Origin of the sequence: Motilibacter rhizosphaerae (assembly GCF_004216915.1) — a bacterium.
Classification (GTDB): domain Bacteria; phylum Actinomycetota; class Actinomycetes; order Motilibacterales; family Motilibacteraceae; genus Motilibacter; species Motilibacter rhizosphaerae.
In genome coordinates, this window is the sequence record NZ_SGXD01000002.1 from 1,054,003 (window position 1) to 1,067,163 (window position 13,161).

Sequence of the window (13,161 nt, forward strand, 5' to 3'; positions counted from 1 at the left end):
ACGGCCTGCCGCGCCTGCGTCTCTCCAGCCGGGGGACCGGCTGGAAGCTCGACTACTTCGTGGGCGTCAGCACGCCGTCGATGAGGTAGACGGTCGCGTTGGCGGTCTGCACGCCACCGCAGATGACGTGGTTGCCGTTGACGGTCAGGTTGTTCCCGCTGCCGGCGACCTTGACGGTGCTGCCCTCGAGGGTCTTCTGCGTGCCGGCGATCTTGTCGGGGCTGATCTGCCCGTCGAGCACGTGGTAGGTCAGCACCTTGGTGAGCAGCGCCTGGTCGGTGCTGAGCTTCTTCAGCGTGGCGGCCGGGACCTTCTTGAAGGCCGCGTCGACCGGGGCGAAGACCGTGAACTTGCCGCTGTTGAGGGTGTCCACGAGGTTGACCTTGGGGTTGAGCTTGCCGGAGACGGCGGCGACCAGGGTCTTGAGCAGCGGGTTGTTCGAGGCTGCAGTGGCCACCGGGTCCTGCGCCATGCCCGCGACCGAGCCGGCGCCGCTCGGCACCGCCTTGGCGTACGCCGCACAGCCCGAACCGACGAGGGTCGCGGCCTCGGCACCGCTGGACGCCATCGGCGTGTCGGACGCCATCGCGCTGTCCGACGCCATCGGCGCGCTCGAGGCCATCGAGCTGTCGGAGGTCATCGGCGCGCTCGAGGCCATGCTGCCGCTCGAGGACATCGAGCTGCTGGCCGGAGCGGAGCCCGCCGAGCTGCCCCCGCTGCTGCTGCTGCCGCAGGCGGAGAGGCTGAGGGCGAGGGCCGTCACGGTGCCGGCCAGGACGACGGAAGAGTTCTTGCGGAGCAGCATCTTCTTCTCCTGAAGAGTTGTGCACGGCTTCCCGTGCGACGAGTTCTGCTTGTCTTGCTTGGGATTCGGACCAGATCCGGGGCCGGATGGGTGAGGTACGTCTCCCTGACGGGGTGTTTCAGCCCACGCGGACGACGACCGAGTGCCAGCCCGTCGCGCCACTGGGGAAGGGGGCCTCGCGCTTCTCGGGCTGCACGGCGCCGGTGCCGTCGGTGGCACGGACCTGCAGGGTGTGCACCCCCGACGTCGCGCCCGTCCAGCGCCAGAGCCACTGGCGCCACGTGTCCTTCGTGTTCGAGGCCGCGAGCTCTGCCTTCTGCCACGGGCCTTCGTCGACGCGCACCTCGACGGCGGAGATCCCCCTCTCCTGCGCCCACGCCACACCTCCCACCGCGACCGTCCCGGGCGTCGAGGTGGACAGCGGCTTGGGAGTGTCGATGCGCGAGAAGGTCTTGATCGGCGCCTGCTCCTTCCAGCCGCGCTGCACCCAGTACGGGTCGTACGCCGCGAAGGTCGTCACCTCCATCGAGGTGATCCACTTGCACGCCGACACGTAGCCGTAGAGGCCGGGCACGACCATGCGGACGGGGAAGCCGTGCTCGGGGCGGAGCGGCTCGCCGTTCATCGCGACCACGAGCATGGCGTCGCGGCCGTCGAGCAGGGCCGCGGTGGGGGTGCCGATCGTCATGCCGTCGACCGAGCGCGAGACCACCTGGTCGGCACCTGTCTTCGGGCGCAGCGGCTGGAGGAGGGACTTGACCGGGACGCCCAGCCAGCGGGCGTTGCCGGCCAGGTTGCCGCCGACCTCGTTGGAGACGCACGAGATCGTGATGTCGCGCTCGATCATGGGCATCGCGAGCAGGTCGTCCCAGCGCAGCGTGCGCTCCTCGGCGACCTGACCGTGGATGTGGAGCTTCCAGTCGTCCGTCGAGAGCTGCGGGACGACGAGGGCCGTGTCCACGCGGTAGAAGTCGCGCGGCTCGGTGTAGAACCCGGTGATCCCCGGGACCGCCAGCTGCGCCCCCGCAGGGAGCGCCGGTGCCGGGCTCACCGGCTTCGGCAGTGCGACCGCACGCCGGGAGGCCCCGACGTCGAGCCGATCGGTGAGCCGCTGGCCCACCAGGGCCGCGACGCCGGCCGCAGCGGCAGAACCCCCTGCGAAGACGAGGAAGCTGCGTCGCCCGGCACTGTGCACCACAGGCGTCGAGCGCAGCAGCAGCGCCAGCGCGGCGACCCCCACCGCGCCCGCGACGAGCGAGGGCAGCACGTCCACCGCCGTGGCGGTCGGCCTGGTCGCGGCCGCGCCGGCGGCGACGAGGCCCAGGGCGGCCACCCCGGCGTACCCGATCCAGCGGCGGCGGGCGGCGAGCACGCCGATCACCACCGCCCCGAGCAGGACGGTCGTGATCACCCCGGCGAGCAGGACCTGCTTGTCGTGCTGGCCGAACTGCCGGATCGCGAACTCCTTGAGCCACCGCGGAGTCCGGTCGACGAACGCCCCGCCCACGGAAACCACAGGGGTCGAGGGACGCTCGAGGAGCCCGGAGACGAGCTGGGCGACGCCGAGCGCGAGCAGTGCTGCGACGAGCCCGGCGACGCCGCCGAGCACCCGACTGGTCCTACGGCTCGGCGTGTCCACACCAGGGGTTCGGAGGCAGGCGGCCCCCGGATCGGGCTCAGCCCGAGGCGATCTCCAGCAGCTTCGTCACGGTGCGCCAGTTGCGCGCGGTGGAGATGACGCCCTTGCTGGTGCGCTGCAGGCCGGCCGTGGCCTCCTGCACGCCGTCGGGGCACCACACGTAGACGGCGCGGCCGACGCGCTGCGCCTCGGCCGGCGCGCGGACCCCGGCCTGGAACGCGGCCCACTCGTCGTCGGGCATCGGGGCGCTCTGGAAGGCCACGAGCAGCCGCGAGGGGTCGTCAGCCACCGCGGCGTACGGGTTGGCGTCGGCGACCTCGCGCAGCTCGTCGGCCGAGCGCACGAGCACGCGGCAGGACACGCCCGTCGCTGCCTCGACCGCCGCCTCCACCGCGTCCTCCGCGGGCGGCCCGTCGGCGGTGAAGACGACGTTGCCGCTGCGCAGGTGCGTCCGCACGTCCGCGCACCCGAGCCCGGCGAAGACCTGGCGCAGCACGGCCATGTCGACCTGCTTCGCGCGGCCGACGTTGATGCCGCGGAGCAGGGCGACCCAGCGGCCGCTCACTCCCACTCGATGGTGCCCGGCGGCTTGCTCGTGACGTCGAGCGTGACGCGGTTGATCTCGCGCACCTCGTTGGTGATGCGGGTGGAGATGCGCGCCAGCACGTCGTACGGCACCCGCGCCCAGTCGGCCGTCATCGCGTCCTCGCTGGTGACAGGGCGCAGGACGACGGGGTGGCCGTAGGTCCGCCCGTCACCCTGGACGCCCACCGAGCGGACGTCGGCGAGGAGGACCACGGGGCACTGCCAGATGTCGCGGTCGAGCCCGGCGAGGGTGAGCTCCTCGCGCGCGATCGCGTCGGCCTCGCGGAGGATCGCGAGGCGGTCCTCGGTGACCTCGCCGATGATGCGGATGCCGAGACCGGGGCCGGGGAACGGCTGGCGCCAGACGATCTCCTCGGGCAGCCCGAGCTCCAGGCCGACCTTGCGGACCTCGTCCTTGAACAGCGTGCGCAGCGGCTCGACCAGGGCGAACTGCAGGTCCTCCGGCAGGCCGCCGACGTTGTGGTGCGACTTGATCGTCGCAGTGCCCGCTCCGCCGCCGGACTCGACGATGTCGGGGTAGAGCGTGCCCTGCACGAGGAACTCGACCGGCTCCCCCGCAGCGTCGCCCTCGGCCACGACCTCGGCGGCGGCCTGCTCGAAGACGCGGATGAACTCGCGGCCGATGGTCTTGCGCTTGGTCTCGGGGTCGGTGACACCGGCGAGCGCGGACAGGAAGCGCTCCTTGGCGTCGACGACCTTGAGCGAGACGCCCGTGGCGGCGACGAAGTCCTCCTCGACCTGGCGCGCCTCGTCCTTGCGCAGCAGCCCGTGGTCCACGAAGACGCAGGTGAGCTGGTCACCGACGGCGCGCTGGACCAGGGCGGCGGCCACGGCGGAGTCGACCCCGCCGGACAGGCCGCACACCACGCGCTTGGAGCCGACCTGCTCGCGGATCGCAGCGACCTGGTCCTCGACGATCGAGTCCGTGGTCCAGCTCGGCTCGCAGCCGGCGATCTCGTAGAGGAAGTGCTCCAGGACAGCCTGTCCGTGCGCGCTGTGCAGGACCTCGGGGTGGAACTGCACGCCCGCGAGGCCGCGGGCGGTGTCCTCGAAGGCGGCGACGGGGGCGCCGGCCGAGGTCGCCACCACGCGGAAGCCCTCGGGCGCCTCGGTCACCGCGTCACCGTGGCTCATCCAGACCGGCTGCTGCGCCGGCAGTCCGTGGAAGAGCGTCGAGTCGGCGCCCGTGACCTCGAGCTCGGTGCGCCCGAACTCCGACAGCCCGGTGCGCTGGACCGTGCCCCCCAGGGCGCTCGCCATCGCCTGGAAGCCGTAGCAGATCCCGAAGGCGGGCACGCCCGCGCCGAAGAGCGCCGGATCGACCCGCGGAGCGCCCTGGGCGTAGACGCTGGAGGGGCCGCCCGAGAGGATGATCGCCTTCGGCTTGCGGGCGACGATCTCCTCCACGGTGGCCGTGTGCGGCACGATCTCGCTGTAGACCCGCGCCTCGCGGACCCGCCGGGCGATGAGCTGGGCGTACTGCGCCCCGAAGTCGACGACGAGCACGAGATCCTGGTGCGTGGCGGTCACCCGGCAAGGGTAGTGGGCGCCCTCCGGCGAGGGTTCCCCTGCTGTTCACCCGCAGGGCCTCGAAGATCCCGTACGCGGCGAGCAGGGTGGCCGCCGTGACCGACACCCCGGACCCCCTCGTCTCCCGCCGCGCGCTGCTCGCCGCCGCGGCTGCCGGCTCCGCCGCCGTCGCGGTCGGTGCCACTCTCGCCGCCCCCGCCGCCTCTGCGGCGGGCCACGGCTCGACCCCCGACCACGGCCCCTTCGGCGGCGGCGACGCCGTCACCACCCCGCGCGTCGCCGGCCTGCACCTGCAGTTCGGCGAGGACTCGGCCCACGAGATGACCGTCTCCTGGCACTCGCTGCAGCCGGTGGCCAACCCGCGTGCGCTCGTCGCGAAGACGGGTCGCCGCATCGTCGACGCCTGGAAGGCCGACACCACCAGCTACGTCGACGCGAAGTCCGGCCAGACGGTCTACGCGCACCACGCGAAGGTCTGGGACCTCCACCCGGACACCGACTACGACTTCCTCGCCGTGCACGACGGCGCGGAGCCGCAGCTCGGCACGTTCCACACCGCGCCGACCGGCCGCTCGTCGTTCACCTTCACGAGCTTCGGCGACCAGGGCACGCCCACCCTCGGCAAGGTCTACACGCCGCCCGCGGGCGTGACGATCCCGAACCCGCCGTTCGTCAACGACAACCTCGGCTCCCCCGCCGCCGGTGACACCGTCGCCGCGGTCGAGCGCGTGCAGCCGCTGTTCCACCTGTTCAACGGCGACCTCTGCTACGCCAACCTGGCACAGGACCGCGTCCGCACCTGGTCGGACTTCTGGGAGAACAACACCCGCAGCGCCCGCAACCGCCCGTGGATGCCGGCGCCGGGCAACCACGAGGACGAGAAGGGCAACGGGCCGATCGGCTACGAGGCGTACCAGACGTACTTCTCGCTGCCGCGCCAGCCCGGCCAGACCGACGTGACCGCGGGCCTCTGGTACGCCATCACCGTCGGCTCGGTGCGCGTGGTCTTCCTCGCCAACGACGACGTGGTCTACCAGGACGGCGGCGACAACTACGTCCGCGGCTACTCCCAGGGCGCGCAGAAGGCCTGGCTGGAGCAGACCCTCGCCGCCGCCCGCGCGGACAAGGGCATCGACTGGATCGTCGTCTGCATGCACCAGGTCGCGATCAGCTCGGCCGACAAGTTCAACGGCGCCGACCTCGGCATCCGCGAGGAGTGGCTGCCGCTGTTCGACCAGTACGGCGTCGACCTCGTCGTCTGCGGCCACGAGCACCACTACGAGCGCTCGCACCCCATCCGCGGCCAGCTGGCCAACCAGACCCGTACGCCGATCCCGGCGGACCGCGACACCCAGGTCATCGACACGACCAAGGGCACCGTCCACATGGTCATCGGCGGCGGCGGCACCTCGGCGCCCTCGAACCAGCTGTTCTTCGACCCGCCCGCCTGCCGCGTCATCGTGGCGGTCGGCGACCCGAACCCGACGACCCACAAGCGCCCGCCGGTCTACGTCCAGGAGGACGCGCCCTGGTCGGCCGTCCGCAACGCCGCCCACGCGTACGGGTTCGCGGCGTTCGAGGTCGACCCGGGCACGAAGGCCGAGGGGCTGACGCGGATCACGGTGACGTACTACGACGTCACCGGCCCGTACGGCCAGCTCGCGCCGTTCGAGACGTTCACCCTGCAGCGCCCGCGCTCCGACGCGGGCCGCTGACAGCTCCGCCGCACCTCACCCGACGGGGCGGCAGTTGATCAGGCTGCCCGATCGAGATGTGCCCCGACCCGACGAGGTGTGCGCCGGACGGACGAGATCTGGTCCTTGCGGCGCACACCTCGTGCGGCAGCCTGATCAACTGCCCCGCCACGCGGGCGGCCCGCACACCCGGTCGGGCCGCTAGCGCACGGGCAGCGGCGAGACCGCGACCTCGACCTTCTGGAACGCCTTGAGGTCGGAGTAGCCGGTCGTCGCCATCGCCCGGCGCAGGGCGCCGACGAAGTTGAGCGAGCCGTCCGCGGTCGTGGAGGGCCCGAGCAGGACCTCCTCGAGGGTCCCGACCGTGCCGACGTGCACGCGGAGGCCGCGCGGGACCTCGGCGTGGGACGCCTCGGCGCCCCAGTGCCACCCCTGCCCGGGCGCCTCGACGGCGCGGGCGAGCGGCGAGCCGATCATGACGGCGTCGGCACCGCAGGCGACCGCCTTGGCCACGTCGCCCGAACGCCCCACGGCGCCGTCGGCGATGACGTGGACGTAGCGCCCGCCCGACTCGTCCATGTAGTCGCGGCGCGCGGCCGCGACGTCGGCGACCGCCGAGGCCATGGGGACCGCGACGCCGAGCACGGTGCGCGTCGTGTGCGCCGCCCCGCCGCCGAAGCCGACGAGCACACCGGCCGCGCCGGTGCGCATGAGGTGCAGCGCCGCCTGGTACGTCGCGCACCCGCCCACGACAACGGGCACGTCGAGCTCGTAGATGAACTGCTTGAGGTTGAGCGGCTCCGCGCGCCCGGAGACGTGCTCGGCCGAGACCGTGGTGCCGCGGATGACGAAGATGTCCACCCCGGCGTCCACGACGGTCTTCCAGAACTGCTGGGTGCGCTGGGGCGTCAGGGATGCGGCGACGGTCACGCCCGCCGCGCGGACCTGCGCGATGCGCTCGGTGATGAGCTCGGGCTGCACGGGCGCGGAGTAGATCTCCTGCAGCCGTGCCGTGGCTGCCCGCTCGTCGAGCTCCGCGATCTCGTCGAACAGCGGGACCGGGTCCGTGTAGCGGGTCCAGAGCCCCTCGAGGTCGAGCACGCCGAGGCCGCCGAGCTTGCCGACGGCGATGGCCGTCGCGGGCGACATCGCCGAGTCCATCGGCGCGGCGAGCACCGGCATCTCGAAGCGGTAGGCGTCGATCTGCCAGGCGACGGAGACCTCCTCGGGGTCGCGCGTCCGCCGGCTCGGCACGACCGCGATGTCGTCGAAGGACCACCCCTGGCGACCGCGCTTGCCGCGACCGATCTCGACCTCTGCCAACGTGTGCGACCTCTCCGTACGGGGTGGTGCGGCTAGTGCCGCGAGTAGTTGGGGGCCTCGACGACCATCTGGACGTCGTGGGGGTGGCTCTCGCGCAGGCCCGCGGGCGTGATCCGGATGAGCCGGCCGTGCTCCTTGAGCTCGGCGACCGACGCGGCACCCGCGTAGCCCATCGAGGCGCGCAGGCCGCCGATGAGCTGGTGCGCGACGGCCGAGAGCGGGCCGCGGTACGGCACCTGGCCCTCGATGCCCTCGGGCACGAGCTTGTCGTCGGAGAGCACGTCGTCCTGCGCGTAGCGGTCGCGGGAGTACGCCCGTCCCCCGCTCTTGCCGCGCGACTGCATCGCACCGAGCGAGCCCATGCCGCGGTAGGACTTGAACTGCTTGCCGTTGATGAAGACGATCTCACCGGGCGACTCGGCGCAGCCCGCCAGCAGCGAGCCGAGCATGACGGTGTCCGCGCCGGCAACGAGCGCCTTGGCGATGTCGCCGGAGTACTGCAGGCCGCCGTCCCCGATCACCGGGACCCCCGCCGGCCCGGCCGCGAGCGAGGCCTCGTAGATGGCCGTCACCTGCGGCACGCCGACGCCCGCGACCACGCGCGTGGTGCAGATCGAGCCGGGGCCGACGCCCACCTTGACGGCGTCCGCGCCCGCGTCCACGAGCGCCTGCGCGCCCGCCCGGGTCGCGACGTTGCCGCCGATGACCTCCACGCGGAAGTTCTCCTTGCACTTCGCGACCATGTCGAGCACGGCCTGCGAGTGCCCGTGGGCGGTGTCGACGACGAGGACGTCGACGCCCGCGTCGACGAGCAGCCCCGCACGGTGGTACGCGTCGTCCCCCACCCCCACGGCCGCGCCGACGCGCAGCCGGCCGGTCTCGTCCTTCGTCGCGAGGGGGTACTGCTCGCTCTTGACGAAGTCCTTGACCGTGATGAGGCCGCGCAGCTTGCCCTGGGCGTCGACGATCGGGAGCTTCTCGACCTTGTGCCGGCGCAGCAGGTCCAGGGCCTCGTCGTGGCCGACCCCGACCGGCGCCGTGACGAGCGGGGCCTTCGTCATGACGTCGCGGACGAGCAGGGTCATGTCACGCTCGAAGCGCATGTCGCGGTTGGTGATGATGCCGACGAGCACGTCGTGCTCGTCGACCACCGGGAGGCCCGAGATGCGGTAGTGCCCGCACATCGCGTCGGCGTCGGCGAGCGTGGCGTCCGGGCCGATGCTCACCGGCTGGGCGACCATCCCGGCCTCGCTGCGCTTGACCAGGTCGACCTGCTGGGCCTGCTCGTCCGCGGGCAGGTTGCGGTGGAGGATCCCGAGCCCGCCCTGGCGCGCCATGGCGATGGCCATGCGGGCCTCGGTGACGGTGTCCATGGCGCTCGACAGCAGCGGGAGCGCGACGCTGATGCCGCGGGTCACGCGGCTCGTCGTGTCCACGGCGCCGGGCATGACGTCCGAGGCCGCGGGGAGCAGCAAGACGTCGTCGTAGGTGAGGCCCAGGGCGGCGAACCGCTCCGGGAAGGTCTCGGACGCGGGCTGCGGCACCCTCGCACCTCCAGGCGTTCGCGCGGCAGGGGCTGCCGGGCGGGTGCCCAGTCTACGGGGGCGGCCACCGGCACCCGCGCGGGCTGAACCACGGAGGTACCCCAGTGCGTCCTCTGCTCGGGAGAGGTCGCTCGTGCGACGCGCGGGTTGCAGACGTGTGAAGGTTCTTGCAGGTGGTGCAAGAGTCCGGCAGAGTGCCAGGCACGCGACGACGCGTTCCCACTCCCTCGTCCTGAGGACCCGACCATGAACCACCCGACCACGGCCCCCACCAGCTGGTGGCGCGACGCCGTCATCTACCAGGTCTACGTCCGCTCCTTCGCCGACGCCGACGGCGACGGCATCGGCGACCTCGCCGGCCTGCGGGCGCGGCTCGACCACGTCGCCCGGCTGGGCGTCGACGGGATCTGGCTGAACCCCCACTACTCCTCGCCGCAGCGCGACCACGGCTACGACATCGCGGACTACTTCGCGGTCGAGCCGGCGTACGGCGACCTCGACTCCTTCGACGCCCTCGTCGCCGACGCCCACGAGCGCGGCCTCAAGGTCCTGCTCGACGTCGTGGCCAACCACTGCTCGAGCGACCACCCCTGGTTCCAGGAGGCGCTCGCCGCGGCACCGGGCTCGCCCGAGCGGGCGCGCTTCGTCTTCCGCGACGGGAGGGGCGCAGGCGGCGAGCTGCCCCCCAACAACTGGCAGTCGATCTTCGGCGGGCCGGCCTGGACCCGGGTCCCCGGGCCCGACGGGACGCCCGGCCAGTGGTACCTCCACATCTTCGACTCCTCGCAGCCCGACTTCGACTGGCGGGCGCCCGAGGTGCCGGCGATGTTCGACGAGGTGCTCCGCTTCTGGTTCGACCGCGGCATCGACGGCTTCCGCATCGACGTCGGGCACGGGCTCTACAAGCACCCGGAGCTCCCGGACTGGCCGTGCGCCGAGGACGGCCACGACTGCGACCCGCACGACTACAACGGCCACATGTGGAACCAGGCGGAGGTCCACGAGGTCTACCGCTCCTGGCGCGCGCTGGCGGACTCCTACTCCCCTGACCGCGAGCTCATGTACGTCGGCGAGGTCTGGGTGCCGCAGGTCGACTCGCTCGCGGACTACCTGCGCCCGGACGAGCTGCACCAGGCGTTCTTCTTCGACCTGCTGCTCCAGCCGTGGGACGGGCAGGCGTTCCGCGGCGCCATCACGCGCGGCGTCGAGCAGGCGGCGGCGACGGGCGCGCCGGTCACCTGGACGCTGTCCAACCACGACGTGCCCCGGACGGTGACGCGCTACGGCATCACCCGCGACCCCGCGGCCACGACGAGCCAGGCGGACCCCATCAAGGCGGCTCGCGCCCGCGGTGCCGTGGACGTGGAGAAGGGGTCGGCCCGCGCCCGCGCGGCCGTCCTGCTCCAGCTCGCGCTGCCCGGCGCGGTCTACCTGTACGCCGGTGAGGAGCTCGGGCTGCCCGAGGTCACCGACCTGCCCGACGAGGCGCGGCAGGACCCGGCGTTCTTCCGCACCGGAGGCGAGGAGGTCGGCCGCGACGGCTGCCGGGTCCCGCTGCCGTGGACCGAGGACCGCCCGGGCTTCGGCTTCTCCCTGGCCGGCGGGGCCGACGGTCCGGCAGAGCCCTGGCTCCCGCAGCCCGACTGGTTCGGCAAGTACGCCGTCAGCGCGCTCGAGGAGGACCGCTCCTCCGTGCTGCACCTCTACCGCGACGCCCTCGCGCAGCGGCGCGGACTGTTCGCCGCCGCCGAGCCGCTCGTGTGGCTGGAGACCGGGAGCCCTGACGTCCTCGCCTTCGAGCGCGGCGCGGCGCGGTGCGTCGTCAACACGGGCAGCGCCCCGTACGTCCTGCCGGAGGGCCTCGGCGACGTCGTCCTGGCGAGCGCCGGGCTGAGCGGCCGGGAGCTCCCGGTCGACGCGGCGGTGTGGCTGCGCTAGCGATCCCCCTCCCCGTTCGGGGCAGCCCCTCGTGAACGGGGGCACCCAGTGCGCGTCCGAGCGCCACTGGGTGCCCCCGTTCGGTGCGGGCTCCCGCGAACGGGGGCACCCAGTGCGCGTCCGAGCGCCACTGGGTGCCCCCGTTCACTGCGGGGGCCACCGCCGCCGCTGCGCACGCGAGAGGGGCACGCCGCCGGCCGAGCGCCGGTGACGTGCCCCTCTCGTGCGCACGGGCCTGCTAGTGGACGAGCCCCAGGCGGAAGCCGAGGGCGACCGCGTGGGCGCGGTCGGCGGCACCGAGCTTGCGGAACAGCCGGCGCGCGTGGGTCTTCACGGTGTCCTCGGAGAGGTACAGCTCGCGGCCGATCTCCGCGTTGCTGCGCCCGCGGCTCATGCCGTCGAGCACCTGCATCTCGCGCTCGGTGAGCGAGGGCACGTCGCCGGTCCGCGCGCTCGGCACCGTCGCCCGCCGGATCGTCGCGTCCGAGAGCGCGGAGGTCACCGTCGCAGCGATCTCCTCGCGGCTCGCGTCCTTGACGAGGTAGCCGCGCACGCCGGCCGCGACCGCGCGGGCCACGCCGTCGACGTCCTCGGCCATCGTCAGCATGATGATGCTCGTCGTGGGGTCGGCCGCGAGGATGCGGCGCGCCGCCTCGATACCGCCGAGCCCGGGCATGCGCACGTCGAGCAGCACCAGGTCGGGGCGCTCGTGGGCCCAGCGGGCCAGCGCCTCCTCACCGGAGCCGGCGACCGCGACGCGCTCGATGCCCGGCACCGCCGCCACGCCGCGCCGCAGCGCCTCTCGCGCCATCGGCGAGTCGTCGCACACGAGGACCGTGGGCATGCGCCACCTCTTTCCCAGGAACGGAACCGGCGGTACGTGCCGGGCGGACCCGCTGTCCGCTGTCCCCAGTGCTTTCGGCAGCGACCCCGTGGGGCTCAAGCGTTCGGGTGGCACTTGTTCACCCGCCCGGCGCTACGGGCCGGGGGCGGCTCCCCGGAAGGGGGATCAGCCGCGCGCGGCGGTGACCGCGCCGATGACGACGCGGACGGCGTCGCCGAGGCTGGAGGCGTGCTCGACGCGCGCCTCGTGACGTACGCCGGCCCAGCCCGGCCCGCCGCTGACGACCAGCGCGCCCGGCCGCTGGAGGGGCAGGGCGCGCAGCATGGCCGGGTCGGCGGTCTGCGCGGTCTGCGCCCAGACGAAGACGACGGCGGGTCCCGTACGGCGCACGGCGTCGGCGAGGGCGCGAGCCGGCACCCGGGCGCCCAGCACGCGCGAGGAGCAGCGCCGCTCCGCGAGGGCGGCGGCGAGGGCGTGCAGCGGGAGGGAGTGCTGGTCCTCCTCGGTGCAGGCGAGCAGGACGGGGCGGCCGTTGACCGGGGAGGCGACCTCGGGGACGTGGAGGCGCAGCGCGCCGAGCAGCACCTCGCTGAGCAGGTGCTCGACCTCGATCCCCTCCCCGGTCTCCGCCCACCGCTCCCCCACGCCGCGCAGCACCGGCACGACGAGCTCGTCCCAGGTCGCGATGACGCCGTGCTCGGATAGGGCGCGCTGGACGATCGAGGAGCAGGCGTGCGGGTCGAGCGACATGGCCGCGCGGGCCAGCCCGCGGGAGGCGGCGCTGCCGTGCGGGAGGGCGAGCACGCGCCCTCCCCCGGCCGGTCCCGGCCGGGCCCCTGCCTCCGGCGCCTCCTGGGCGCCCGTGGTGAGGGTGGTGACCGACGCGAGCAGCGGCTCGGGGTCCGGGGGCTCGACCTCGGCGTCCGCGGCCTCCGCGGCCGTACGGGCCTGCTCGTGCGCCAGGCGCGCCGCGTCGGCGGGAGCCACGCCCTCGAGGACCAGCCGACGCATGAGCGTGAGCCGGTCGAGGTCCTCCGGGGTGTAGCGCCGGTGGGCACCTGCGGTGTGGCCCGAGGGACCGAGCTGGTAGCGCCGGTCCCAGGTCCGCAGGGTGGCGGGGGCGACACCGAGACGACGGGCGACGGCGGCCACGGTGAGCGCGGGCACGGCGGGATCGCCCATCGTCGACTCCCCCCGGGAAGCCCGCGCGTCGTCACCGGCCGGCATGGGTCCATGGT

Annotated in this window: 11 protein-coding genes; 3 read left to right on the plus strand and 8 right to left on the minus strand. The window is 73.5% G+C overall.

Going from position 1 to position 13,161, the window contains the following annotated elements; all coding sequences use genetic code 11:
* Nucleotides 1-52: 52 nt before the first annotated feature.
* Complete coding sequence (locus EV189_RS10405) at nucleotides 53-676, minus strand: fasciclin domain-containing protein (RefSeq protein WP_407938127.1); 624 nt, start codon at nucleotides 674-676, stop codon at nucleotides 53-55.
* On the opposite strand from EV189_RS10405, the gene EV189_RS20670 reads away from it, so the two are divergent.
* A complete protein-coding gene (locus EV189_RS20670) occupies nucleotides 573-818 on the plus strand; it encodes a hypothetical protein (protein WP_231116254.1) in 246 nt (81 codons plus the stop codon). The genes EV189_RS10405 and EV189_RS20670 overlap by 104 nt on opposite strands.
* Nucleotides 819-923: 105 nt before the next feature.
* Here the strand turns inward: EV189_RS20670 and EV189_RS10410 are convergent, their stop codons facing one another.
* The 3 genes from EV189_RS10410 to guaA form a co-directional block, all read right to left on the minus strand.
* Nucleotides 924-2,414 carry a molybdopterin-dependent oxidoreductase gene (locus EV189_RS10410; RefSeq protein ID WP_130492799.1) on the minus strand — a complete coding sequence of 497 codons (1,491 nt, stop codon included), beginning with the start codon at nucleotides 2,412-2,414 and terminating at the stop codon, nucleotides 924-926.
* A gap of 67 nt (nucleotides 2,415-2,481) precedes the next feature.
* Nucleotides 2,482-3,009, minus strand: coding sequence for a DUF1697 domain-containing protein (locus tag EV189_RS10415; protein WP_165400238.1), 528 nt, complete (start codon nucleotides 3,007-3,009; stop codon nucleotides 2,482-2,484).
* Nucleotides 3,006-4,580, minus strand: coding sequence for a glutamine-hydrolyzing GMP synthase (guaA, locus tag EV189_RS10420; RefSeq protein ID WP_130492801.1), 1,575 nt, complete (start codon nucleotides 4,578-4,580; stop codon nucleotides 3,006-3,008). Before guaA ends, EV189_RS10415 begins: the two co-directional genes overlap by 4 nt.
* Before the next feature lie 95 nt (nucleotides 4,581-4,675).
* On the opposite strand from guaA, the gene EV189_RS10425 reads away from it, so the two are divergent.
* Complete coding sequence (locus EV189_RS10425; protein WP_130492802.1) at nucleotides 4,676-6,295, plus strand: purple acid phosphatase family protein; 1,620 nt, start codon at nucleotides 4,676-4,678, stop codon at nucleotides 6,293-6,295.
* Nucleotides 6,296-6,475: 180 nt separating this feature from the next.
* Here the strand turns inward: EV189_RS10425 and EV189_RS10430 are convergent, their stop codons facing one another.
* Together EV189_RS10430 and guaB are read right to left on the minus strand one after the other, a co-directional pair.
* Nucleotides 6,476-7,597 carry a GuaB3 family IMP dehydrogenase-related protein gene (locus tag EV189_RS10430; protein WP_130492803.1) on the minus strand — a complete coding sequence of 374 codons (1,122 nt, stop codon included), beginning with the start codon at nucleotides 7,595-7,597 and terminating at the stop codon, nucleotides 6,476-6,478.
* 32 nt (nucleotides 7,598-7,629) lie between these two features.
* A complete protein-coding gene (gene guaB / locus EV189_RS10435) occupies nucleotides 7,630-9,141 on the minus strand; it encodes an IMP dehydrogenase (protein ID WP_196788551.1) in 1,512 nt (503 codons plus the stop codon).
* A gap of 246 nt (nucleotides 9,142-9,387) precedes the next feature.
* On the opposite strand from guaB, the gene EV189_RS10440 reads away from it, so the two are divergent.
* Nucleotides 9,388-11,079: a glycoside hydrolase family 13 protein gene (locus EV189_RS10440; protein ID WP_130492804.1), complete on the plus strand. Its 1,692-nt coding sequence runs from the start codon at nucleotides 9,388-9,390 to the stop codon at nucleotides 11,077-11,079.
* Between the two features lie 238 nt (nucleotides 11,080-11,317).
* Here the strand turns inward: EV189_RS10440 and EV189_RS10445 are convergent, their stop codons facing one another.
* Together EV189_RS10445 and EV189_RS10450 are read right to left on the minus strand one after the other, a co-directional pair.
* Entirely contained in the window at nucleotides 11,318-11,923 is a 606-nt protein-coding gene (locus tag EV189_RS10445; RefSeq protein ID WP_130492805.1) for a response regulator transcription factor, read from the minus strand.
* Nucleotides 11,924-12,088: 165 nt separating this feature from the next.
* Nucleotides 12,089-13,105, minus strand: coding sequence for a MerR family transcriptional regulator (locus EV189_RS10450; protein ID WP_407938128.1), 1,017 nt, complete (start codon nucleotides 13,103-13,105; stop codon nucleotides 12,089-12,091).
* Between the last annotated feature and the right edge of the window lie 56 nt (nucleotides 13,106-13,161).